Here is a 25,321-nt window from a genome sequence, read left to right on the forward strand (position 1 = left end):
TTATTATACTTTATAAACTCCCAATTCTCTGTGTCCATTATTTAGACTAACATCAAACATTATTTAAATATTTTTTACTATAGGCTGGATCTACAAGATAAGAATGTACTTGATGGTATGGAATGCTTTTTAACCTTAAAAACTGACAGTACTCAGAAAATAAATTAGCTAATGCGTTAAAGTACACAAAGGGGAAATCCACTCTTTGTTGTTCAAAACAATCCTTTAAATTGTCTAATGAATCCCATAGTGAATATTTTTTTATTTCTAAAACTGTTTTATTCAGTTCATCATATTCCATGTTTCGCCAATTTTCAGCTTCGATTTTTAACTCATTCAGTATTCCCGTATTATCGAATAAAATCTTCCCCGTAATAAATTGAACCATGGACATTGTTCTTTGGATTTGAAAATCTTGTTGAAAGTATTTGCGCATTTGTTTTGGTGGGTTAGCAAAATATTCTATAAGAAAACCATTAATAATTTTATTTCCTCTCTCTCGCCACTCAACATCATCAGATAAAATAATATGTACATCAATATCAGAACGTTTTGAAGGATTTCCAGTAACATAACTACCGCATACCAGTGCACCTACAACATCATTTCTGTACTTCCAATCTTTTAAAAACTCTTCAAGTGCCATTTCCCATTCTTCCATAACATTATCATCTCCATTTTCTAAAATAAAATCGTTAATTACCAATATATTCAAGGTTTGTTTCGATAGTCCTTCTAGAACTGATGACTCAGAATATGAAAAAACACAGCCTTATTAGCTGCGTTAAATTTTAGTTTGTTATCTTTTTTGTTTTGATTGATGTTCCACTTTTGTCTCTTGTTAATTAAGTGGATTTTTCACATTCTTATTAGAACACCCATCTAACCTTTGTGGTTCAAAGCTTTTGATGTTAAAAAAGGAATCGGATAAAAATCCAATTCCTTTTTGAATTAATTATGCCTGTCTTTTGAATCCACTATTTAAAAAACATCAGCTAAATAGGTTTGAATAGATTCAGGTAACATTTGAAAGAACAATCCTTCATATTTAATGTCGAGTATACCAGCAATAAAAATAATAAGAATAATGACTAATGCAAGGGGTTTCTTATTTTTAGAAATCCACTTCAATAGGCTCCCCTCCTCTGAAAAAATTACGTTATAGTCTAGTATATATTGATTCATAAAAGATATAAACCATTCCAATTAATGATAATATCATTCTCAGTCACCTAAATTGGAAGTGTTACATAAATTAAAATGATACTTTACTAAAGCACTTATTTTATGATTGCTTTTTCTTCTGCGTAAATTGAATTCAAATCAGTTCCTCTGAGTAAACAATAATTAGACAGGGATTCTGTCTCACCAATGATCGAGATTCTTTAGAGAAAGGAATGGCTATGGTAAATTTTAAATCGTTTCGTGGGGTCGTTACACGTATTGAGGATTTTTCGATTGGGCAAAATGGGGAAAGGGAAGGTTGTTATAAACTTATGACTATAGAAGATGGTACTGGTTCCATCGTCAATTTTGTCATCTCACCTTCTACTTACTTTGTGAACCAAGAAATTGTGACTCTCGGTGATCAGATTACTGGATATTATGATGGGGATGCACCTGTACCTTTGATATACCCACCACAGTATCGAGCTCTTGTCGTTGTAAAGGAAAATAACTATCAAAATGTAAAAGTAGACTTTTTTAATTATCAATTGGTGAGTAGTGATGGGCAATTACAATTAAATCTCTCTCCCTCTACTGTTATCTCATTAAAAAATGGGCAGCCTTTTTCAAAAAGCCCTGCAAATAGAAACCAAATTGTCATCTATGGCCCTACTACAAGAAGTATTCCTGCACAAACTACACCATATAAAATAATCGTTTGGTGTTAACTAACTATTAACTAAAATACAAAAATCACCAATATTATTTCCCAGGAAAGAGGCAGCTAAAAATTAAAAAGTGTCAACACAGTCATATTTTGAAGACCTTGTTGACACTCTGAAAGTATAAATTTTAAATTGGCTTTTATTACGTTCCGATAGTTGTTGTTTATTTTAGTAATTTTTTCAATTGTAAAATTGATTCTATTACAAATAAAAGACCTGTGATAAAAGGGAATATTAAAAATTCCTTTTTAGTAAAATACACATATATTACTAATACTATAAAAACAAGTCCTAATACAAACGCAAAAGACTGACCAGTAATTTTCCATTTGTCTTTTTTGGAGCTTATTAATTTTTCTTGTAATTCAACATCATCTTTTAATAAATCATCTAAACTAACTCCAAATATATCTGATAAACTAATGATATTCATAATATCTGGGAAACTTTTTCCTCTTTCCCAATTTGATATAGCTTGAGAAGAAAGATTTAATTTATTTGCTAATTGTTCTTGAGATAAATTTTCTCTACTTCGAAGTTGTTTTATTTTTTGTCCAATAACCATTATTTTATTCCTTTCACATCAGTTTTATTGTCTCAGTATATAATATCCCTTCAAAAATGAAATAAATCAGTGATTTAATGATATAAAGTATTACTTGAGATGCCTAATTTCAAATTTTATGTACACGATTTTGAACAAAAAAGTAGTTTTTCAACAAATAGAGTTTGAAACTAAAAAAGTCGCCAAGGAGCTGACGGTGCTATTCTACTGACCCGAATAATCCTAGCAATCGAGAATGGCATGAAAATGATGAAGATTATGCTTTATATAGTTCATCTATGAAACAAATTGTTGTATGGGCTTTTCAAAAAAAATGCGACAAAACTCTAATTATTGAGTTTTGTCGCATTTTTTCGGAGATGTTCTATTTTTCTCTATTTCCGAAAATCCCCTGTTAATAGAACTCCTCATATATAATAATAATAGTAAGCTCTATTATTGAAAGGAACATAAAGATGGTGAAAAAGAAATCAACCAACAAAAGCTAACTTAGAGTTTGTCGCATAAGAAGGTGAGAAATTGCTGAAAAAATTTCTAAGAAGTAAAAAGAAAAATGAAGAATGGCGAGGAGGAAATCCAAACGGACGACCTAAAGTAGCCATCAATGAGTTAAAGTTATTGCATTTAAAGGATACTGGAAAAAGCAATCGAGAAATTGCGCGAATACTTGGCGTTTCAGAAGCTACTATTCGTAGACGATTGAAAGACATAGAGATGAAAATTTTTATAGAATAAAAAGCCCTCAAAAATTGAAGGGCTTTTATGTTTTTTGAAACTGATTACTCTAAAGTTTTCCCAATTTGGTGAGAAAATTTTTTAGCATATAATTTTTCCTTAACGTTATATGTTGTCTTACAGTTATTCTACTTTCCCTTGCATTTCGTGTAATTGCTTTTTGATTTGCTCTAAATATTCTTTATTTTGTTGGACTGTATCCAAATGCTCACCATATTGTACTGCATTCGTAAAAGCATTTTCAGCATGTTCTATTTGATTGAAAGCATGCTCAATTGCTATCTCCTCGGGGTGTGTTTTTGCATGCTTCAACAAACGCTCTACCTTTTGGACAGAGTTGCCGAACAAAGTGCTTGGATGATCCTTTTTCCAACTCGTATCTGAGTGCTTAGCCAATTATGCCTCTTCCCTTCCTGCTAATTAGATAAAGTATCTAGACATAGTATTTTAAAATGTCCAGAAAATATGCACGGATGAATTAGCGAATAATCATAAACCCAAAAAGGGATTCTTAAACAAAAATTAGAAAGAGGGCGATTATGGATAAGAAATACTAAGTTGAATAGAATACATATATGCGATTAATTCTAAAAAAACGAAGTATTAAAGAGGCCGATAAAAAGTATAGAAGACCGCTCATTTATTTAGACGATCTTTCTTAAACTTGTACCTCATTCATTAATGCATGCGTATTATCTTCTGAGTCGTTAAAAAATACCATCCAGGTTTCTGTTTGTCCCACTCTCGCTACAACATGTGGTTCACCAATAAAAGTAACTTCTTTCCTTACTAAATCCTCTTCTTACTGATATTTTCTACTTGAAAATAAATAACTTAACTGGAATAAGTAAACTCATCTTTTTCTGGGAGGCTTAGCAGGAGTCGCAATCCATTACAATCAAAGAACGCCATGCTATCAGTATTAAATAACAGTGAAAGTCCAAGTTTTTCTTTATAAAAATGGATTGCTTTATCTAACTTCTTAACTGGGATTCCGACTTGTCCAACCTTTTGAATCATGTTGATTTTCCTCCTCATTAAGTACATTTCTTTCTTAAAGTTCTTGATTAGCCTTCTTCTTATTGTCAGTATGAATGCTTTTCATTCCTTCAAAAAATGGATACTCCCCACTTAAAAATTTTTCTAGCTCTCCGTTATTATGAAGGAGCTGCTCTAAGTAATACTTCGAACAATCTATCCTTTTTTGAATTTCCTGTTGATCCTGTGTTGTCGAACCATGTCCAGGTATGTGCGTCGTTATTTGATGATTAAGCAAAATATTTTCAGCTTTATTAATAGTATTTACATAGTCTTGATAATCGCTAAAGATGAATGGAAACTCAATATCTGACAGATAATCTCCTGAAAGAAACAGACCATCAGGCTCAATCACTGTAAATAAACCATCATGCGTATGACCAGGTGCTTGGTAAAATGTCATGATTATTGAGTCTAATTCTAATTTATGCCCATCCTCTGAAACAACAATATCTACAGTTGGATATACGGGTGAATAGCTTCTATTCAAATAATATCCTTGGTCAAATTGTTTAATTTTTTGAATGCTGTCTTCTTTGTTCGGATTTTCATCAAATTGTTTAGATGCAATTACCTTAGCCTCTGGAAAGGCCCCAGACCCAATAATATGGTCAAAATCACTATGTGTGTAAATAATATATAGTTGTTTGTCACCTTTAATGTTGTTTATATAGCTCTTAATTTCCTCAATTTCAGTAGGTAACCAATTAGGATCGGTCATAATTACCGCTTCATTAGTTTGAATGATTGCCGAGGTAGTCATATATAATGCACTTTGAAAAACTGTAATATTATTTTTTTGGAATTGAATCATTCTGGACCTTCCTTTTCTCCTTATTATTAATACATACTTCTCTAATTCTTATTCATACGAATAGGTAACATTTTAAAGTTACTCTGCCAGTTTGTTGGACAAAAAATTCTTAATTTGTCCTCTCTTCATTCAATAGTTCGAGGAATATCGATAAATTCCTTCTTTAGTAAAAAAAGTATGCGAAATCAATTTAAATTTCACACACTTTTAGTTTTTGATTCATTAACTATTCTATTTTTGAAAACCTTACTTATGATACGGTTCACCCTGATGACGATAAGTGAGGTTAATATTTTTCTCTATTTCTTCCAAATTAACGTCTTACCCTGCAAAAGTTCTTCCCACGTTTGCTCTTTTGTTATAACAATTTTTTCAAAATCAAATTCTCCGTAATACACGGCATCCACCGAGCGACTATCCGGCAAGGAAATCTGATAGGCTTCCGTTTGTTTTTCTCCATTAATGAGATTTCTCCTAGGTGAATCAGCAATTGTTTCCGTAAAATAAACAAAGCTCACATTCTTAGTTACACCATCTATTTCAATCGACATCGGATGTGAGGCAACAACACCCGCATAGCTTTTCCCGTAGTAATACGTAGCTAGTGTTCCATCTTCCTGTTGCTCAACGGAAAACAACTTCTTTTCATACGGGATCGTTTTTTCATAATGAAAAACATAAGAGAATACAGCTAATAATAAAAGTGCTGTCGTTAAAACAGAGGTACTGATGAGTATGATTTTTTTTCGATACCATCTTTTATTAATCTTATTAAACAACGTCACTTTATTTTCTACCGGCACATAAAGTGTTTGCGTCATTTGCTCGTATTCTTTTTGACAAGCTGGGCATGTCTGTAAATGCTTATTGACCATATCTTTCGTATCTTCGCTCACAACACCATCAACATAAAGCGGTAAAATATCTTGAATGATGGTACATTTAATCTCTTTCATTCTGTTTCGCCTCCATATATGTTATTATTTTCTTTTTTGCCCGATAATAGGTCACCCTTGCCCAACCATCACTTTTACCAAAGAGCTGACCGATTTTTTCAAAAGGCAACTCACCAAAAACACGTAATGAAAAGACTTCTTTATATGGCTCATCCATTGAGTGAAGGTAATGATGAATAGCGAAAGCTTCTTCCTCGTTCATTAAATGCTCCACAAGTCGAACGTTCAGAACGGATTCTTCCACTTGATTTGTTTGACGCTGCTGCTTTTTGTAATGCGTAAAATATGTATTTTTTGCAATTGTAAAGAGCCATGCCCGAACATCCTTCTTTCCATCAAATTGTTGAAAGGACTTCAATGCTTTAAAAAAAGTTTCTTGTGTTATTTCTTCCGCAATATTTTTATCTTCTGATAATGATTTCATATATAAATACACATCATGAAAATATGCTTGATAAATGTCCTCAAAGTCCATAACTTTGCCCCCTTTCACTTATATAACTATTGAACGTGTATTTCGTTACAAATAATTTCCATGCCATAAAAAATAGACATATTCATTTTATCTGAATATGCCTACCGAATTTCCGTTTATTATGTACTTCCACTGTTTTAAAATGAAAGCAACAGTTAATTCATAAATCCCACATCTAAAGAAAAGACATGCTCTTTTTCAAGTACATGTCTTCTAAAATTGCCTTTATTTATGGTAAGGTTCTTCGTAATAAATAAACTTAAAGCTCCCTATTAATGAAAAAAACAGGCTCATCAGACGCGCTCAGTCGGAACGAAAAATCAACCACACGTTATGGTGATGAACCAAAAAACGCTAAACTTTTGTTTGATAGACTTCTGATTTTATCGGTTTTAAATTCAAAGGAACTTTAAACTCTTGGAGACTTTCTATATGATTAAAAAATTCATCTATATCTTCAAAATACATTGACCATTCTGTTACCTTAAACTTACATAACTCATCTGTTGGCTTAAATTCAAAACTACAGAGAAGTTGTTCCATATGGGAATATTCATCTTCTTCATCAAGAATAGTAAATTGACGTACAAAGTCAAAATAAAATTTCTTTTCAGTATAATCATCAACACCACATTGAAATAATATTTCTTTAACGTCTTCTCCTTCAACTGCCTCTTTTGAAAAAGCCTTAAATTCTTCCCAAACCTTTTTAATATCATTGGTATTTTCACCAATTCTGTTTTTTAGACAAGTTTCAGTATTACTAACTGTAAGCATTACAACACCTCTTGTAAAATTTAATGGTACAACTTAATATACTATTTCACTAGCTTCTCTAAACAAAGTTTACATACCTGAAAATAACTACAAATATATACATTTTAACAATTGTTTTTGTACATAGTTAAAAGTATATTGGAATTTAACTATCTACAATATATCATAAAATTTGGTATATAAGGAAAATTATCAAGTCACGGAATTAAATGAAGCTTAAACAATTTAATGTTCAAAAAATCCTGTCATATCAATTATTCCCGCCTATAATTAAGTAGAAATCTTTCCATTCAATCAAGGAGAATCAACATGAATAAAAATAAGGACAACATAGAAGTCATCTTACTTTCTGACCCATCCGAATGCTCGATGCATCCATTTTATAATAAACAAATTGTCTTTACAGGGGCTCTTTCCGCTATGACACGTTCAGAAGCTGCGAAAAGAGTACGAGCTTGTGGAGGGATTATGCAAGGAACTGTGACACCAGATACAGATTTCCTTATTCTTGGGGACAAACGTCGTGGTATAAGTACAAAGCAATTAAAAGCGGAGAAGTTGATTAGCCTTGGCTTAGACATTCAAATTATTATTGAGGATGATTTTATTTGGCTCATTTCGATGCAAATAGAATAGAATATACACTGCCTCAAATTTAAACCCTTCCATCGCCACTGTAACTTCGCTTTAAGAAGGCTTGTAGTCCTACATAAAAAGGCAAATGGCTAAAAACATAAAATACTCTTAAGAATTTTTAACTAATTTTTATATTTTTTTTACCTACCTGTTTATTACTACTGTAAAATAAAAAAATGAGATATTCGAGATGAATAAAGCAAAGATTTAACAAGAATTATTACAGAACAATGATAAAAGATAGGGGGTTCATTTAGATGTCTATGGAACAAACGAGGTATTCTCGACTGGCCAATATAACAAAAATGATAAACATGAAGCTAGATTTACGCGAAGTATTGGAGCAGGTAACACTAGCAATATCTGAAGAAATCGTCAAATGTGATTCTGTGGGCATTTATTTGCCGCAAAAAGATGGAACATTCAGAGGATATGTAGGAAAACCAGCAATTATTAATGGCTGGACGTTGAATATGCATGTAATTGACACTGAAATAGATTTACTGGCAAAAGAAGTAATTGAAACAAAGAAAGCCATCTATATTCCTGATACCTCAAACGATAATCGACCTGATCCTAGAGCTGTTGAGGGGTTTCATATTAAATCTTTATTAGTTCTTCCCATCTCCTTTGAACAAGAGTTATTTGGCCTTGTTTTTTTATTTGATTATGGAATTCCAATGAACTTAACAGATGAAGAAATTCAAACGGTTGAGGCATATGTAAATATGGCTGCTGTTGCTATTCAAAACGCAAACAACTTAGCTTATAAAGAACGCCTTATTAACGAAAAACAGTTACTGCTTGATGTTACACGTGACTTATCAATGTGCTCCTCACTACAAGAGAGCTTTGATAAATGCTTTTTCTACTTAGAAAAGGTTTTAGATAATAATAATATAGGTGTTCATTTATTAGATCCTTTAACAGAAAAAGGAGTTAAACCGGCTAAGTTGAGTAAGGATAGTGATTGGACAGAAGAAAATTGGCTAAAAATACATAACAAAATAAAAATTGACCAAAGCAATGATGCTGTAATGCAGGAGGTTTTTGAAACCAAAAAAGCAATTCTTATTCCAAATGTATTTGAGGATGAAAGGCCTAATCATGAAATTTGTCGCAATTTTGGCATAAATGGTTTAGTTATGTTTCCTTTGATTTCAATGGGTGAAATTTTAGGACAAATTTCTATTGTTAATCTTGAAGAAAAAGCATTTTTCTATTCAGAAACTCAATTACAGCTAGCCCAATCAATTGTTGACACTACAGCATCTACATTATCAAACCTTTTATATATGGAAAAGCAAGAGATCATTATCGAGGAGAGAACCTCAGAAGTAATAGTCAAAAATAAAGAGCTTGAAAGAGTTGTAGCAGAGTTACAACAGCTTAGCCGTGAAAAAGAGTTAATTCTCAATTCTGCAGGTGAAGGAATCTTTGGATTAGACCTTAATCGAAACATTACATTCTGCAATCCAGCTGGTGCGCTCATGTTGGGTTATGAAACAGAGAGGGAATTAATCGGAAAATCCGTTGATATTATTATGAGTGGTAGTGAAACAGAGGACAAAATTATTGTTTCATCCTTTTTAAATACAAATTTCAACAGCTACAAGGTGTTTTATAGAAAAGACAACTCCAACTTTCCTGTGGAATATGTAACCTCCTTAATAAAAGAAGGAAACAAGATTGTAGGAGAAGTTGTCACATTTAAAGATATAACTCAAAGAAAGCAACTAGAAGAAAAGATTAAATACCACGCTTATTTTGATAGTTTAACGGATTTACCCAATAGAGTTCTTTTAATAGACAGACTAACTCAAGGACTGAAGTATGCAAAAGATAAAGGAGAAAGATTAGCAGTTCTATACTTGGATTTAGACCGTTTTAAGTTAGTAAATGATTCGCTAGGACATAGCTATGGAGATCTATTACTCCAAGATGTTGCCAAACGTTTAAGTGCATGCGTTCCTGAAGGTGCAACCGTATCGCGGCAAGGCGGCGATGAATTTACAATCTATTTACCTAATATTAAATGTGAAAATGACATTTTGAAGGTTATTAATTGTATAGATGCTTCTTTCTCTAAACCTTTCAACCTAACAGACCATGAAATATACATTAAAACAAGTATTGGTATAAGTCTGTTTCCTGATAACGGTGATACTACAGATACGTTAATCAAAAATGCAGACACAGCTATGTACAAATCGAAAGAAACACCAGGTACTAGCTACCATTTCTTTAGCGAAGGGATGGATACAAGAACTTTTGAAAGTATTAAACTTGAAAATGATTTATATAAGGCTTTAGAGCGAGATGAACTTATTATCTTCTATCAGCCACAAATAAACTATAAAACAAACAGAATTAAGGGCGTTGAAGCTTTACTAAGGTGGAATCATCGAGAACACGGAATAATATCACCAGATAAGTTTATTCCAATTGCTGAAGAAACAGGTTTAATCGTTCCTATAGGTGAGTGGGTTCTTAAAGAAGCTTGCAAACAATTAAAAAATTGGCATAACCAAGGATACCCTTTAATTAGTATGTCCGTAAATTTATCCGTCCACCAGTTCGAACAGAATAATTTATTTTCTATTGTAGAAAATGTCCTAAAAGAAACAGATCTGTCACCTGAGTATTTACAACTAGAGCTTACAGAAAATTTAATTGTTAAAAATACAGAGCTAACATTAAAAACAATGATACAATTAAAGGGACTTGGGGTAAATTTAGCCATTGATGATTTTGGTACAGGATATTCATCTTTAGGTTATTTAAAAAATTTGCCGATTTCCACATTAAAAATTGATAAATCCTTTGTACAAGAAATGTTAACGGATGATGCAGCAGCCATTACAAAAACGATTATTACTCTCGCTCAAAATTTAAAACTTGAGGTTATTGCTGAAGGGGTTGAAACAAAAGAGCAGGCTGATTTTTTATTGGAACAAAATTGTCATTTAATGCAAGGATATTTTTTTAGTAAGCCTATGAAGGCTGAAGATATTATGAAAAAATATTTTTATTAGCGATCTATTTTAGAAAATAAAGGAGATTTATGATGAAAGCAGCTCGTACGGTCTTAGAATATTTAAAAAGTAAGGGTGTTCGATATATTTTTGGTATTCCAGCAGGTTCAGTCAATGCATTTTTTGATGAACTCAATGATATGAATGAAATAACACCGATTGTAACAAAACATGAAGGCGCGGCGTCATACATGGCCGCAGCTTACGCAAAATACACAAACCAAATGAGTGTATGTATTGGTTGTAGTGGACCTGGTGGAACAAACTTAGTAACAGGTGCTGCAAATGCCATGCGGGAGCATTTACCGGTTTTGTTTTTAACCGGTGCTGTTCCAGTTAACACAGTCGGTTTAAACGCTTCTCAAGAGTTGGATGCCCAACCGATTTTTCAACCAGTCACTAAATATAGTGTAACCGTTAAAGAATCAAAGGATTTACTAAAAGAAATAGTAAAAGCCTCTGAAATCGCTATATCCGGAGTGCCTGGTCCAGTACATATTGCTATACCAATTGATGTTCAACACGAAATAGTTCAAAACATAGAAATACCAGCTCCACCAAAAAGAACAGCAATAGTCCCTAATATAGATACCATTAAAAATGTAGCTGAAGAGCTATTAAAAAGAAAAAATGGTTACATTTTGGTAGGACAAGGGGTAAGGAATTCAGTTGAGCAATTGCTAGAGTTAGCAGAAATACTAAATTGGCCGATTCTAACAACACCGCAAGCAAAAGGATACATTCCAGAAAATCATCCTCTTCTAGTTGGCGTTTTCGGTTTTGCTGGCCATGAGGCTGCCTCAGAATTGATAGCTGAAGGCGATGGACAAGTATTATTAATCGTGGGTTCAAGTTTAGGAGAAACAGCAACAAATAACTACAACTTAAATCTTACGAAAAATCGTTTTTCTATACAAATGGACTATGATCAATCGGTGTTCAATCGAAAATATGAAATTGATATACCTGTGTTAGGTGATATAAATTTAAGTTTACAATTACTTATCGAAGAATTAAAAACTACAGGGGTAATCCAAAAAAGGACTGCACTTGAAGTTAAAGAAAATAAAGAACTTCATGGAGATACAGGGGAGTATAATACGAAAAATGTTTTATTAAGTATTCAAAAATATTTACCATCCTCCACTAGATATACAATTGATATTGGTGAATTTATGTCCTATGTCATTCATCACATGAAGGTTTTAGATAATGATACCTATGATATTAATGTCCATTTTGGCGCAATGGGCAGTGGAATTGGGTCTGCGATTGGCTCAAAGTTAGCTGAACCTGAACGCCCTGTTGTATGTATTACAGGTGATGGTTGCTTTTTCATGCATGGAATGGAAATATTGACAGCAAAAGAAAATAATCTACCAATTTTATTTATTGTTATGAATAACGCTCGTTTAGGAATGGTATACCATGGACATGCTCTACAGTTCCATCGTACTCACCCAACTTTTGAGCAAAATCCAATTAATATTAGTGCTTTGGCTTCAGCTATGAATATACCGAATTTCCAAGTAACGGAACTACAAGATATTAACCAAGATACGATTAATAACTTATTGAATTTAAATGGGCCAGCAGTCTTGGAAGTAGTTTTAACGGATAATAATACACCTCCTATGGGAGACCGAGTTAAATTTTTGTCTTCCTTTGGAAAGTAAGAACTTATGAAAAGTCATATAGATCGGGACTCATACTCCCTCTATATGACTTTTTTTTCTTACAGAGATTTTTTACGAAACTGTACACATCCCTGTTATGAATATGGATAATTATATTTTCTATTATAAATCTGAGAATGAATGTTGAATAACTCCAAGAATAGCGCCCATTGTTTTTCCTTTGAAGGCATCTGGAACAGCTTCACCTGTGGGGTTTGAGAAATAGTAACTATCCATTTTCTCATCGAAGTAATACCCTAAACTCGTCAGTGCATGTTGTAAGTCAGTTGGTAATTCTACTAATCCAGTTTGTTCAGTGAAATAATTTGTAGAAAAGACCTTCACATCAACATCTCTTACTCCAGTATGTACTACAAATAAATCTTTTTCATGTTGAACGATCCACTGACCTTTTGAATATAAAGAAATTCTTGCTCCCTCTAATGATGATATCCCTTCTAAATTAACACCAAAAATTTTATTTATTATTTTGCGAATTTCTGTACCTGTTATTTCGCTAGCGTATTGATTTAGATGAGAATCTATTAACTCTCTAGATATAAGTGCATTTCCGGCTGATGAAGAAACCACATCTGCTTCTTCCATCGCTTTAGATAAAATAGGTACCTTATCTAAATTAATCTTGAAAATTAAATCTACAACATGACAAATCTCAGCACTACTAATTTTTTTTCCATAAGAATCTAAGTACTTATCCATCATTTCTGCCTTTTTCATCATTTAACCCTCCCAATAACACTACAAAGTAAGCAAAAGGTAGATTCTCTTGCTGATTGTCAAAATCTACAAGCTAACATAGCTGCATTTATTATACCAAAAACCAGATCATTTCCCTTTAAAATGTAAAAATAAGGGCTTTTTATACAAAAAAGCCTCATTTCCTTATGATACGGGCTGCAATTTACAGGACGCTTCGCAGATGAGTTAACCCTTCTACAGCTTGGGAAACAATTAGAGGAAATTGCGGCAACATAAAAAAGTAGGTACGAGATTTTTCTTGTACCTACTTTTTGCTAGTTTACGACATGTACGACATTCCATTACAACGTCTTAATAGTTCATGAACTAACCTCATTTATTTAGATAAGGCTCACCGTAACTGGTCTAAATACGGTTTTTATTTCTTGAATCGGTCTACCAATCAGTCCAAAGTATTTGGATTCGGTCCAACAATCGGTCCAAAATATCTGGGTTCGGTCCAACAAATCGGTCCAAATATTTGGATTCGGTCCACCTCACCTCAATAAATCACAATTCTATTGTCTAGAACAGATTTATTTTGCACCTGATTTCCTAAAATATATAGCTTTTTCAAATTGGGCAAACTCACTAAAGGCTCTACATTTGAAATAGCGTTATTCTCCAAATGAAGCACCTCAATTTGTTGCCAATTTTCCATAAAACCTAATGATTGTAGTGAACTATCTTGCATAGTGAATGAACGCAAAGCAGAAAAGCCAGCAAAGTAAGGCATAACCTTATCAACTTCGTTCACCCAGTCACCATTGTCTATTTGAAAATATGCATCATTCAAAGTTAAATGTTCCAGTTTGTTGTTGTTAAACGAATTTTGACTATTAATTTGAAACTTACACTTATTACAATTTAACGTTTTTACATGCTGTAAATTGAATAATTCACTCGTCTCTTCATAAAAAGTTGTCTCATTTAAATTTATTGTTTGCAGATTTGGCAGACGATTTAAAGAACTAACACCTGTAAACTCGCCAGACTCCATCGTTGTAAGTTGTTCTAGCTGTGGGTATTTCAGTAATTTTGCTCCATTGAAAGACGACTTCTCTCCACTTATATAAACAGTCAAATCTTTTAAAGCAGGTGCCTCTATCTTAGGTATGAAAGAGCTTTCTAATTCCGCTTTTTTTAAATGGGATGCTACAATCGGTGACACATCACCACTATAACCAGTTATCGATAAATCGGTCAGTGAAGTCAGGCTGTTCACAATATCAAGTAATTCTAATTTATAAAGATTAGATAAACGTAGCTTTGTCAATGAAGACTTATTTCTAAGGCGTTCTAAATTCGTAATATCCATATTTTCAAGATCAAGCGATTGCAGATTGGGCATGTTTTGTATAAAATCAAGCGTTTTTAAATTTCTTACCGATGTAAGCTTCAATTCTTGTAATTGATTCAGTGAATAGAACGAGCTAAAATCTGTCGCTTCACTCATATCTATTGCTAACGACTCTAAATCAGTTAATGAAGACAACCACTTCAAATCATCGGCAGATTTTAAAGACAATGATTTTAATGGTAGTTTATTCAGAAGAGGGAAGTCTGTAACCGTCTCGCTGTAATACGAAATTTCAAGTGATTGAAGATTAGGAAACTCCAATAATAAAGCAAGTTCATCATTACTTCGAATTTGAATAGAGAGCTCTTCAATATTAGACTTATCGCTAAAGTATTCAGCAATTTTACTAAATGATTCATTAAAGCTACCTGTATAGCTTTTTAAACCTTCCAGATGTCGGAAGCTTACATTTTCACTTTGTGATATTTCATAATCGCCCATCAAATTCAATACCGTCAGACCAGTAAAGGCTTCAAAATCTTTTTGTTCGATTTTTTGTGTATTTAATAACTTATCCATAATAATATAGTTCGAAATTTTGGCTTGCTTATTTGTAAACGGATCGTCCAGACTGTAATCAAAATGCCATTGACCTTCAGAATAGTATGCCTTCAAATAACGGATACTTGCGATTTCTTCTTTAGTTGGCATTGCTTCACCTTTATCAAAAATATCTTTTAAAAAGAATAAAAGAACTTCGCTTTCAGGCATTTTCCGGACAGGTATTTTCTCATGGTTACCGTATTCAGTTTGATTGTCGCTCAAAAGAAAATAGCCAAGGAATAAACAAAGGATTACAACCGGTATAATTAATAGCGATTTTAAATTCTGTTTTGGACGTGTAGCTTTATTCTCAGAAGCTGTACCATAATAATTATTAATCGTCTGATCAACATAATAGACTTTATTCTCTTTCAACATTATTTCAGTTTCACAAAAAGGACATTTAAATGATTGTTCCTCTTTATATTCAATTTTCCCATTACAATTCGGACAATTTAATTTAATGAATTCCACTGGCAGTCTTCCCTCCCCAGCTCTGTTTTAAATTAAGCTTAGTTGCCTGAAAAATAAATGTCAATATTTCTATTAAATACTAATTATCTCCCACCTTTAGACCTACAACAAAAAAGTCACCCTAGCAGTTATAAGTTATAAAAGGTGACTTTTAATGTGTTTATTCTTTTTATACGCCACTCAAATATAAATCTAACGAAGCCTCAACTTCCTTCGCAACAAGCTTAACAAAGTCCCCATAATCCTCTGTCGTATGTGCTTTGTCTAAAGCATTGTAATACGCCAATCGATTTTCTACTCGAATAATAATTGGTGGATAGCCCGATTTCATTAACTCTAAATTTAATAACAATCTTGATGTACGACCATTTCCATCAATGAATGGGTGAATTCCAACAAAAATCGCATGTAACATCGCACCACGAACGATTGGATGTAATGCTTGTGCTTCCCCATCGTACCAACTCATTAAAGCATCCATTTGCTCCTGAATTTTGAAAGGCAGCGGTGGTGTATGAACAGCACCCGAAATAAACACCTGCTGATCACGATAGACACCTGCATAACCATCATCGATTCCTTTTAATACTAAGCGGTGTAGATTTTTTATTTGCCACTCTGAAAACAGCTCTTCTTTTCGGACAATATCTTCAACATAAGAAATTGCATCTCGGTGGTTAATAACTTCTAAATGCTCTCGCATCGTTTTGCCACCGACTGTAATGCCTTCAAGAACTACTTTTGTTTCGTTAATCGTTAAAGTATTGCCTTCGATTGCGTTTGAGTTGTATGTCCATTCTAAAAATAATTTCTCTCGTAGGCTTTGGACTGTATATTTAGGCAGTGGTCGTTTGGCATCCAGCTGCTGCTTTTTTAAGTCAATTTGTTCGAACATTATCTCAGCTCCTCTCAAAGCCTCCAATTTTTACGGTTTTTAATATATTTATTATATACTATTAATAAATAGAAGATAAAACGACATTAAAAATATCACTTTACAACGATATATATTTATGAAGTAAAGACCACTTAAAACGCATAATTAAAGCGTTTTAGGTGGTCTTTTCAAAAACCGCACTTACTTATGGTACGGTTCACTGCGTTATATCTAAATGAGGTATTGAGTTAGAATGACTCAATGTAACTTACTAAATCCTAGCCATTCGCCTACCCTTTGCAATATCCGCATTTTCTACATAGTTTTTCCACTCTTCGTGAAAAACCATCTTATTTATAAAAAATCGCCTCTCGCTATTGACAGAAAATTCAAACTCAATATATAATTTTTGGTATTACCACTGTATTTAATTTGTATTACCAAAATAAAGGGGACGAGGATTTGAAAGAAAAGGAACGCTCCTCAGATAAAATTGAGAATGAATTAATTAGATCCATATTGACCGGTGTTTATTCTGTAGGAAGTACTTTACCGCCGGAAAGAGAGCTCGCAAAAAAATTTGGTGTTGGTCGTCCAACTATTCGGGAGGCACTTCAACGTTTAGGAAGGGGTGGATGGATAACAGGAAGAAAAGGAATGCCTGCGATTGTTAATGATTATTGGCGCAATGGGAATTTATCGACACTTGTTAATATTGTTGAGAATCATCATACCATTACAGATGAATTTATCATGTACTTATTAGAATTAAGAAGTTCTTTGACTCCGACTTATATTCGTGATGCTGTTACGTTTAATCAACCTAAAGTGGTTGCTCTCCTTGCCAATCTAGAGCAGCTTAAAGATAGTCCAGAAAGCTATGCAGCATTTGATTGGGAGTTACAAAAAAAATGTGCTGGCCTTGCTGTCAATCCAATCTATCTACTCATTTTAAATAGCTTCGATTCCATTTATTTAGATATGGCGAAAAGATTTTTTTCTGTACAAGACCATCGTGGGTTGTCCTTCAACTATTATCATGACTTATTAAAAGCTGCATTAAAGGGAGATGCAATGGAAGCGGAAAGGTTGTCTAAGACAACAATGGAGAAAAGCTTGGCTCTTTGGAGAGATAGAAAAAAATAAAGATTGCTGGAGGCGTGATACATGAAATTGAAATATTTTAAAGAATATTTTTCCTACCCTGATATAGTAATCATGAGTTGTCTATTCCTCATTAGCTTTGGATTTATGATTCTACATTTTACCTCTATCGTAATTTTGGGTGCTTTTATTCTGGGAATGATTATGTATTCCTTAGCTGAGTATGTTACACACAGGTTTCTTTTTCATCTGAAACCACCAAAGAATGCATTTTTGTTAAAAATGCTTAAACGCTTACATTATGACCATCATGCACATCCGAATGAATTACATTTATTATTTTTACCCTTATGGTATAGTGTGCCAAACATTGCAATTGCAGCAGCCATTTTTTATATTCTTTCATCTAGCTTTGTAATGACAAACGCATTTATTGCAGGTATCATGCTCTTTTTATTATTTTATGAGTGGAAGCATTACATCGCCCATCGCCCTCTTCAGCCAATATCTCCATGGGGACGTTGGATGAAAAAGGTTCATTTATGGCATCATTTCAAAAATGAAAATTACTGGTATGGTGTTACGAATCCAGCCTATGACTATCTCATGGGTACCTTTAAAAACCAAAAGGATGTTGCCCAAAGTAAAACTGCTAAAAATCTAGAGAAACGCGGCGATTAGAAAATAGAAATTAATTGTTCATAGAGTTCTATGGAGTTAATACATTCTTATAGAAAACCATGGAATAGAATGAGGGCTGCATAAAAGTCACTTTTATGACAGCCCTTTTCATTTTTTACATGCACAATAAATGTAAGTGTTTATTATTTAGAATTAACTTCTATGACTGTTGATTCAATTTTGTTTCCAGCCGTGTCTTTAGCCTCAACAGTTAGGCTTGTGCCTGCTTTTTGGGCTTTAATCTTCACAGTGAATTTCCCTTTTGAATTTGCTTTTGCTTCCCCTAATAATATTTTCCCATTATAGACTTGAACAGTAGCATCTTTTTCAGTTGTACCTGTAACTGATTTAGATTTTGCTGTTACTTTATCTACTTTAAGAACATCAGATGCAGTGAATTCTGGCATATTTGTTAAAGAAGGCAGACCAGAGATATAACCAATACCACCTGTTTTGTTAATACCAATTTGTTCGTCAACAGCTTTAAGTAATTCATCTTTATTAACAGCTGTAATTGACTTAGCTTCTACTTCATCACCTGGATGCTGGAAATTACTGAAAATGTATGAGAATCCATTGCGGTCATCCGCAGCGAATAATCCAGTTGATTCCGCTCCTGCTGGAACAGATAAGACACGATCTAATTCTTTCGTATCAACATTATATGCCCAAACGAAGTTATTTGTATGCGCTCCACTATCTTCACCAATAAAGAGTGTTCTCATTGATTCAGAGTAACTTAAGTTATCTGGACTAGCTACTTTATCTACATTTGCAGTGTTTCCAAATGAATCAGCTTCTTTTAAATCTTCACCAACAACTAATCCAGACATTGATGGTGCTACATAAGAGCTATTAATAGCATTTCCTTCGCTATCCTTTTGACCACCTTGCAAATCTAATTGATACGTTACACCAGCTTTAATTTTCGGTAATTGAATATGGTCTGCTGGGTCCTTTCCTGTTGAATCTTTTTCCATAGCCTTACTTTGATCGGAAATTGCAATATATACTTTCTTATCCTTTTCGTTAAGTGCTAGACCTTCCATTTTGTTAAATTCTGTAGTCGCACCAAGAATGGCAGCGTAACGGCGAGTTTCTAGGAAAGCCGCTGCTTTTTCTTTGCCAGGTTTAAGTTTTAAATACTCAACTTTCCCTTCATTTGAGTATGTTTTAATAGCTGTAAAACCTTCTTTAGGCGCATCTGAAGTTTCAAAAATATCATTGAATGTAATGCCGCTATCAATAATATCTTTCACTTCTTTATCGGTTGCATGTCCTAAATTAATCCATTCTAAATCTCCAGAACCACCGTTTTCAACACCAGTTTGTTTAAATTTAGCTGCATATAATGTACCTGATGATAAATCTTTTGCTTCGTCGGCCACATACATAAACATTCCTGTATTACCGCCATCATCCCCGTAAAAAACAGTTTTGTTATCCGGCATGACTTTCGCTAACTCATGAGAGATGCGTCCTGTACTATAATGCTTTACAACTGATGTTTCCCCGTTCTCTTCTACTGTAATTTCAGGAGTGTATCCATAGAAATAAGGATTAGCCTTTGCTTTATCTCCAAAATAGAATTGAGAGAATGTTTCAACTTGACTTCTTACTTTCGAAGTTGGATCTAAGAAAAGTCGAGCATCTGGTTCGTACTCTTCAGAACCTAAATGTGTATTCCAAGGAGATAATGATCCGTTACATGGAATCCAAAGTCCATTTACTGCTGAAAAATCAATTTTTTCTACTTTTGCAGGTTTCAATTCACCTGTTTTTTTGTCCTGTTCCAACTCAGTTAAAGACATAGATGCAGGAACTAAACCGTATGCTGATTTACCAGCAGCATCAATAGTTTGATATTCATAATGTGTAACCATATAAAGTTTTCCATTAATAGGTAGCATTAAGCTGTTTGAATCCGGAGCATCGGAAACAAAATATTCCCCGTCTGTGCTGCTTGGATCCTTAATTGGATTTCCGTTTACATCAATTGGTGTACCTGCAGGGATTTTTTCCCCTTTAACAGTTGCTACTTTATCTTCCGATTTAAATAGGTAGTTGTAGGACAACGGAAATGTTTTTACTTCTCCATTGCTATATTTCACGTCAACTGTTGCGGTTGTATACGTTTTTACCATTTCTTCAATAGTAGATGGTGCTTTCATTCCATTAAATTTAACAGACTCTATTTTTATATTTTCCTGAGCATTCACTGCTGCCGGTGCTAAAGCTGGAACTGTAATAGCTAGAGCAAGTGCTAAAGTAGCACCTTTTTTCACAAGTTTGTTATTAATCATCTAATAATCCCCCTAGTAGATTCCTTATGTACAATTCTATTAAACTATATGAATGTTAATTTACTGTTAATTTTATTTTTATTATTTATAAATATTTGAAATTACTAGGGGCTCTTTTTTGTAACATTCCATGAAAAGAATAACAAGATCATGAATTAAAAGCTGGATTGAAGCTGATTATTTACCAAAAACAGCACCATCCACACGTAATGGAATGATGCTGTCTTTCGTTTTTCAAAAAACTCATTTACTTATGATACGGTTCACCGCGACTAACGTAAGTGCGGTTTCCTCTCTATAAACAACTTTTGTATTTTACATTTACGAAGGAAAAATGCATTATATACTTAACATTAAAAAAGATGGGATATATTAAGGAAGCTAGACACATGACATATAACGATCAAAGGTCTATCTGTCTAGCTACTTTATTTTCAAATTTTATATAATTCTAGTCTACTTGTAATCATTTATTGGTCCTTTATCCATTATAACTTCTACCATATTTGAGGACCCCATCTTAAGTTTAGGTCTACGCTCTGAGTTCGGTGTACTATAAAGCTCTAATGGACTTATAATAACTCCATCGTGCGTATTATGAAGGATTCCGGGGACACAGGAATAGATTCTATCATTATTATTTGCATTCTTGGCGACTATGGTAACGGAGGTTCCATTATGATTATCTATACTCATGGACACTTTGTATCTGTAGAAGGAGCCTGTTCCATTTGACTGGGCAGAATATACCACAGGAACAACTGCTAGAATATCATTATTTAACCTTAATTTAATTACTTCTGTCTTAGTTGATCGATTATTCCCCCTAATATCCCCCATATGTTCCACTGCCCCGTTGCCAAAACTTCTGAGGGGAGGTGTTCCTTTCGCCCCAAACATAGCTACATCTATCTGCTTTCCATTCTTTGTATAGACTAAGGCATATATATCATAATCTGTCCCAGTCTTCCAAGATACCGTAGCAGTAATTTCTGGTGTTTTATCAATGATAACTGGCTTTTGACCTTTATCGAGACTTATCTTCCCTTTTACCTTTTCAAGGCTTATCGATGGCAACGTGTTTTGTTTATATTTATTTTCAGAAACAGTTAGAGTCTTATCAGGTTCTACTGATATTTGTTTTTGAATAGTTTTAGGTTCAGAAGGCTTGTTTTGCTCATCATTTTCAACCTCAACTCCGTAATTTCTACATAACCCTTCAAGCCCAGAATCAAATCCACGCCAGATTGATCTTGCCTTTGTCTGACCATTCCTTAGATATAATTCTAATACTACGATTCCATTTTCATTTGTGAAACTAGATGGGGTTAATTGGATAATCGTATTATCGGTACTTATCTCGGCCTTTAAATTCTTTACGTTTGAAAATCCCGTGCTATTATCCTCTGTAAGAGTGATCGCTATTTTAGTAATACCTTCCGGGACTTTACTCATATCAAAATTAATTTTATGTACTTTTGTATTACCTACTTGCTCAGTTGGTATAAGCGTAGCTACACCAGAAGGGCTCTTTGGTTGATTATAAAATATAATCCCGCTATCTCCTTGTACCTTGTCTGAATCAGTCAAAAGGAAAGCTGTTAAGGAAATATCTATCGAATTAGAAATTTCGTAGCTAACAGTAACATTGCCTTTTGGAGAACTTAAAACTGCATTTTCTCCCATCTGAAGAAATTGATTCATTTAAATCACTCCCTACTCCTCTATCCATTTATCACATAACAATTTTTTATAAATCACTACAAATCCTCTTATAGCCTTTTGCTAACCTTCTGCAAATCAAGATTATCTTGTTTCGATACATATTTTTCATGTTCTATTTCTAAACTTAATTCTTCAAACTTATACTATCAAGGTCCATTCCATGAAAAGAATGACAAGATCATGAATTAAAAGCTGAATTGAAACTGACTACCATTCAAATTTATAATATCGTTTACCAAAAACAGCACCATCTACACATAATGGAATAGTGCTGTCTCTGTTTTTCAAAAAACCTCACTTACTTATGATACGGTTCACCCTTCATAATCCTAAAACTTCTATAAACCTGCTCCACCAATACAAGCTTCATTAGCTGATGCGGTAATGTCATCTTTCCAAATGATTGCTGTTCATCAGCTCGTTTCAAAACATCATCATGTAAACCAAGGGAGCCGCCAATAACGAACGCGATTTTGCTTTTGCCGTAGGTCATGAGGGATTCAAGATCTGCCGCCATTTGTTCAGAGGTTTTCATTTTGCCATTAATGGCTAGGGCGATAACGTATGTATCTGGGCCGATTTTAGATAGAATACGTTCACCCTCTTTTTTCTTAACGATTTCCATTTCGGCATCGCTTAGTTGCTCAGGTGCTTTTTCATCTGGTACCTCGATTACATCCATTTTTGCATAGCCACCTAGACGTTTTACATATTCATCAATACCCATTTTTAAGTACTTTTCTTTTAGTTTTCCGACTGATACAATCGTTATATTCACACGTTATCCACCTTTACAATTCATTTACAAACAACTTATCCACAAAAGTTATCAACATATCCACATGGCATTCCTATATATTGTGTAAAGTTATTTACTTGATACAATATATTCTGCAGGCTGTTCACAGTAGTTACATTTTGTGGATAACTTTTTATCCTCTTCGACTTTATCCATAATTGGGAACTCTTTTTGCTCAGCCACAAACATGTCTAAAGCGTGATCTATATGGTTTTGACAGCTGTATTTTTCCATTTTTACACCTCTTCTTATTTTTCTAAATTTCCACAAACTTATTCACAATTTGGTCTATGTTATCCACAGTCTATTGTAACAAAGGACAAGCGAGTATGGAAGATAGGCTTTCTATCGCTATTCGTTGGTGTAATGTTATTATTCACAATTTTCTAGTTATCCACAATATTTTCTAAATCATTCTTAATAATTCATTCAACTGCTTCCGAATATTTTTTATTCATCACCATAATGTGGGGTTGATTTCCGTTCCGACTGGGCGCTTTTCCGCTTTCGCACAGAGCAAAGCTTCCTGGAGGCGTCCAGCCATAACGAAGATCAACTTATATACATGGCATACGTTTTTTAACAAATGTCATCCAAAACTTTTTATTCCACAAAAAATCAGTGAGGATTCCATAATCCCCACTGATTTTTAATTTACAATGAATTGCTATTTGTTAATGTTAGCGATAGGTCTACTAATTTACCTTGACGATATACTTTCATCGTTAATTTATCACCAATTTTTTTGTTGTTATATAAATGTTTGCGTAAATCGATTGCTGTTTCGATTTTTTTGCCATCCATTTCAACAATAACATCGTACTGTTGCGCGCCTGCTTTTGATGCTGGTGAGTCATTCACAACATCTGTGATAACAACACCTGTTGTAATGTCTTTTGGCAATTTTAACGTTTCTTGTTGGTAGAATGACGGTACATCCGTTAAGTCTACGAATGAAATACCCATTGTTGGACGGTTCATTTCACCATTTTTCTCTAATTCCTCGATAATTGGAATTGCTGAGTTAATTGGAATTGAGAAGCCTAGACCCTCAACAGAGGATTCAGCGATTTTCATTGAGTTAATGCCGACTAAATCACCAGCAAGGTTAACAAGTGCTCCACCACTATTACCAGGGTTGATTGCTGCGTCTGTTTGTAATACTTCTTGTTGCCAATCTACTGTGCCATCACTATTTATGTCAACCGGTACAGAACGGTCCTTACCAGAAACAACACCTGTTGTAACAGAGCCATAGAATTCTAAGCCAAGTGGGTTACCAATTGCGATTACTGTTTCACCTTGTTTTAGTACATCTGAGTTACCGAATTTCGCAACCGTTTTAACATCTTTAGAACTGATTGAAATAACCGCTAAGTCTGTCCAAATATCACGACCAACTAATTGTGCTACTTCTTTCGTTCCATCTGGCATTGTTACCTCTAACTGTTTTGCACCTTCAATAACATGGTTATTTGTCACGATAAAGGCTTTATCACCTTGTACTTTATAAATAACACCTGAGCCGCTTCCAGCAGGTTTGTCTGTTGTAGATGGAGGATTCCAAAGTCCACCGCTTGTCACTTCTTGAATATTAGTAATCCCTACAACAGCCCCTGAAGTCTTGTCTACCGCTTTCGTAACATCAGTTGTTACTTCTGTTGCAACTTGATTAATGTTTGTTTCATTCTTACCTGTGGCGCTTGAACCTGGCATTTGATTTACAAGTCCAGGTAACATGAGCCAAACGAGTAGAGCGCCTATGATGACACCGATAAAGCCGGTAAATAAATAACCACCCTTACCTCCGCCACGGCCTTTCTTTTTATGACGCTTCTCTTGCATTTCTCGCTCCTCTCGTTCGAGTCTCTCCTGAAGAGGTGATTTCTGTATTTCATCGTTATTTAGAAAATCACTGTTTTTATCATCATCTTGAAAATTACTCATTGTCCTCATCCTTTCACTTATTAGTATTTGTTAGTTGTTACCCTAATATTACGATTCAAACATTAAAATCAGATGAAAAATAAATAAAATGGGTATAAAAAATAGCTGTACAAAAGCATTTCTATAAAATGCTTTTGTACAGCCTCATTA

23 protein-coding genes and 1 pseudogene are annotated in these 25,321 nt (G+C 33.8%); 7 read left to right on the forward strand and 17 right to left on the reverse strand.

Translation table 11 applies throughout. From position 1 onward, the window contains the following. Window positions 1-52: 52 nt before the first annotated feature. Together QRN68_RS22960 and QRN68_RS22965 are read right to left on the reverse strand one after the other, a co-directional pair. Window positions 53-661, reverse strand: a complete 609-nt coding sequence (locus QRN68_RS22960) for a nucleotidyltransferase domain-containing protein (RefSeq protein ID WP_285399443.1) — start codon at window positions 659-661, stop codon at window positions 53-55. A gap of 320 nt (window positions 662-981) precedes the next feature. Then, window positions 982-1,131: a hypothetical protein gene (locus QRN68_RS22965; protein ID WP_285399445.1), complete on the reverse strand. Its 150-nt coding sequence runs from the start codon at window positions 1,129-1,131 to the stop codon at window positions 982-984. 272 nt (window positions 1,132-1,403) lie between these two features. On the opposite strand from QRN68_RS22965, the gene QRN68_RS22970 reads away from it, so the two are divergent. After that, window positions 1,404-1,895: a hypothetical protein gene (locus tag QRN68_RS22970; protein WP_285399447.1), complete on the forward strand. Its 492-nt coding sequence runs from the start codon at window positions 1,404-1,406 to the stop codon at window positions 1,893-1,895. Window positions 1,896-2,055: 160 nt separating this feature from the next. Here the strand turns inward: QRN68_RS22970 and QRN68_RS22975 are convergent, their stop codons facing one another. Further along, on the reverse strand, window positions 2,056-2,457 hold the full coding sequence (locus QRN68_RS22975; RefSeq protein WP_285399449.1) for a helix-turn-helix domain-containing protein: 402 nt from the start codon (window positions 2,455-2,457) through the stop codon (window positions 2,056-2,058). Between the two features lie 519 nt (window positions 2,458-2,976). Between QRN68_RS22975 and QRN68_RS22980 the strand changes: the two genes are divergently transcribed. Beyond that, the gene (locus tag QRN68_RS22980; protein WP_285399451.1) at window positions 2,977-3,192 is read left to right on the forward strand and encodes a helix-turn-helix transcriptional regulator; all 216 of its coding nucleotides are present in this window, start codon (window positions 2,977-2,979) and stop codon (window positions 3,190-3,192) included. Window positions 3,193-3,315: 123 nt separating this feature from the next. Here the strand turns inward: QRN68_RS22980 and QRN68_RS22985 are convergent, their stop codons facing one another. From QRN68_RS22985 to QRN68_RS23010, 6 genes and pseudogenes are all read right to left on the reverse strand, one after another. Then, entirely contained in the window at window positions 3,316-3,588 is a 273-nt protein-coding gene (locus QRN68_RS22985) for a hypothetical protein (RefSeq protein ID WP_285399453.1), read from the reverse strand. A gap of 262 nt (window positions 3,589-3,850) precedes the next feature. Continuing rightward, window positions 3,851-4,230: pseudogene (locus QRN68_RS22990) on the reverse strand (VOC family protein). Between the two features lie 16 nt (window positions 4,231-4,246). Next, on the reverse strand, window positions 4,247-5,044 hold the full coding sequence (locus tag QRN68_RS22995) for an MBL fold metallo-hydrolase (RefSeq protein WP_285399455.1): 798 nt from the start codon (window positions 5,042-5,044) through the stop codon (window positions 4,247-4,249). Between the two features lie 299 nt (window positions 5,045-5,343). Beyond that, window positions 5,344-6,000: a zf-HC2 domain-containing protein gene (locus tag QRN68_RS23000; RefSeq protein WP_285399456.1), complete on the reverse strand. Its 657-nt coding sequence runs from the start codon at window positions 5,998-6,000 to the stop codon at window positions 5,344-5,346. Further along, window positions 5,987-6,475 (reverse strand): RNA polymerase sigma factor, encoded by a 489-nt coding sequence (locus QRN68_RS23005; RefSeq protein ID WP_285399457.1) that lies wholly within the window; start codon window positions 6,473-6,475, stop codon window positions 5,987-5,989. The genes QRN68_RS23000 and QRN68_RS23005 overlap by 14 nt, the downstream gene beginning before the upstream one ends. Before the next feature lie 354 nt (window positions 6,476-6,829). Then, window positions 6,830-7,252 (reverse strand): hypothetical protein, encoded by a 423-nt coding sequence (locus QRN68_RS23010; RefSeq protein ID WP_285399458.1) that lies wholly within the window; start codon window positions 7,250-7,252, stop codon window positions 6,830-6,832. A 309-nt stretch (window positions 7,253-7,561) separates the two neighbouring features. Between QRN68_RS23010 and QRN68_RS23015 the strand changes: the two genes are divergently transcribed. From QRN68_RS23015 to QRN68_RS23025, 3 genes are all read left to right on the forward strand, one after another. Next, complete coding sequence (locus QRN68_RS23015; protein ID WP_285399467.1) at window positions 7,562-7,888, forward strand: BRCT domain-containing protein; 327 nt, start codon at window positions 7,562-7,564, stop codon at window positions 7,886-7,888. Window positions 7,889-8,145: 257 nt separating this feature from the next. Then, entirely contained in the window at window positions 8,146-10,923 is a 2,778-nt protein-coding gene (locus QRN68_RS23020; RefSeq protein WP_285399468.1) for a bifunctional diguanylate cyclase/phosphodiesterase, read from the forward strand. Between the two features lie 32 nt (window positions 10,924-10,955). Then, window positions 10,956-12,599, forward strand: a complete 1,644-nt coding sequence (locus QRN68_RS23025; RefSeq protein WP_285399469.1) for a thiamine pyrophosphate-binding protein — start codon at window positions 10,956-10,958, stop codon at window positions 12,597-12,599. A gap of 123 nt (window positions 12,600-12,722) precedes the next feature. Here QRN68_RS23025 and QRN68_RS23030 read toward each other — a convergent pair whose 3' ends face one another. The 3 genes from QRN68_RS23030 to QRN68_RS23040 form a co-directional block, all read right to left on the reverse strand. Next, on the reverse strand, window positions 12,723-13,337 hold the full coding sequence (locus QRN68_RS23030; RefSeq protein WP_285399471.1) for a hypothetical protein: 615 nt from the start codon (window positions 13,335-13,337) through the stop codon (window positions 12,723-12,725). 523 nt (window positions 13,338-13,860) lie between these two features. Further along, on the reverse strand, window positions 13,861-15,735 hold the full coding sequence (locus tag QRN68_RS23035) for a leucine-rich repeat domain-containing protein (RefSeq protein WP_285399473.1): 1,875 nt from the start codon (window positions 15,733-15,735) through the stop codon (window positions 13,861-13,863). Between the two features lie 169 nt (window positions 15,736-15,904). Beyond that, complete coding sequence (locus QRN68_RS23040) at window positions 15,905-16,630, reverse strand: Fic family protein (RefSeq protein ID WP_285399474.1); 726 nt, start codon at window positions 16,628-16,630, stop codon at window positions 15,905-15,907. 444 nt (window positions 16,631-17,074) lie between these two features. Between QRN68_RS23040 and QRN68_RS23045 the strand changes: the two genes are divergently transcribed. Continuing rightward, on the forward strand, window positions 17,075-17,758 hold the full coding sequence (locus tag QRN68_RS23045) for a GntR family transcriptional regulator (RefSeq protein WP_285399475.1): 684 nt from the start codon (window positions 17,075-17,077) through the stop codon (window positions 17,756-17,758). A gap of 21 nt (window positions 17,759-17,779) precedes the next feature. Then, the gene (locus tag QRN68_RS23050; RefSeq protein ID WP_285399476.1) at window positions 17,780-18,397 is read left to right on the forward strand and encodes a sterol desaturase family protein; all 618 of its coding nucleotides are present in this window, start codon (window positions 17,780-17,782) and stop codon (window positions 18,395-18,397) included. 143 nt (window positions 18,398-18,540) lie between these two features. On the opposite strand, the gene QRN68_RS23055 is transcribed toward QRN68_RS23050, so the two are convergent. The 5 genes from QRN68_RS23055 to QRN68_RS23075 all read right to left on the reverse strand — a co-directional run bounded on the left by QRN68_RS23055 (window position 18,541) and on the right by QRN68_RS23075 (window position 25,171). Further along, window positions 18,541-20,700, reverse strand: a complete 2,160-nt coding sequence (locus QRN68_RS23055; RefSeq protein ID WP_285399478.1) for an alkaline phosphatase PhoX — start codon at window positions 20,698-20,700, stop codon at window positions 18,541-18,543. 456 nt (window positions 20,701-21,156) lie between these two features. Then, window positions 21,157-22,404 carry a TerD family protein gene (locus QRN68_RS23060; protein ID WP_285399479.1) on the reverse strand — a complete coding sequence of 416 codons (1,248 nt, stop codon included), beginning with the start codon at window positions 22,402-22,404 and terminating at the stop codon, window positions 21,157-21,159. A gap of 319 nt (window positions 22,405-22,723) precedes the next feature. Next, a complete protein-coding gene (gene rlmH / locus QRN68_RS23065) occupies window positions 22,724-23,203 on the reverse strand; it encodes a 23S rRNA (pseudouridine(1915)-N(3))-methyltransferase RlmH (protein ID WP_285399480.1) in 480 nt (159 codons plus the stop codon). Between the two features lie 90 nt (window positions 23,204-23,293). After that, window positions 23,294-23,458: a CxxH/CxxC protein gene (locus tag QRN68_RS23070; RefSeq protein WP_285399482.1), complete on the reverse strand. Its 165-nt coding sequence runs from the start codon at window positions 23,456-23,458 to the stop codon at window positions 23,294-23,296. Between the two features lie 420 nt (window positions 23,459-23,878). Continuing rightward, on the reverse strand, window positions 23,879-25,171 hold the full coding sequence (locus tag QRN68_RS23075) for a S1C family serine protease (RefSeq protein WP_285399483.1): 1,293 nt from the start codon (window positions 25,169-25,171) through the stop codon (window positions 23,879-23,881). Window positions 25,172-25,321 lie beyond the last annotated feature (150 nt).

This window comes from Lysinibacillus sp. fls2-241-R2A-57 (assembly GCF_030209535.1).
Classification (GTDB): Bacteria; Bacillota; Bacilli; order Bacillales_A; family Planococcaceae; genus Lysinibacillus.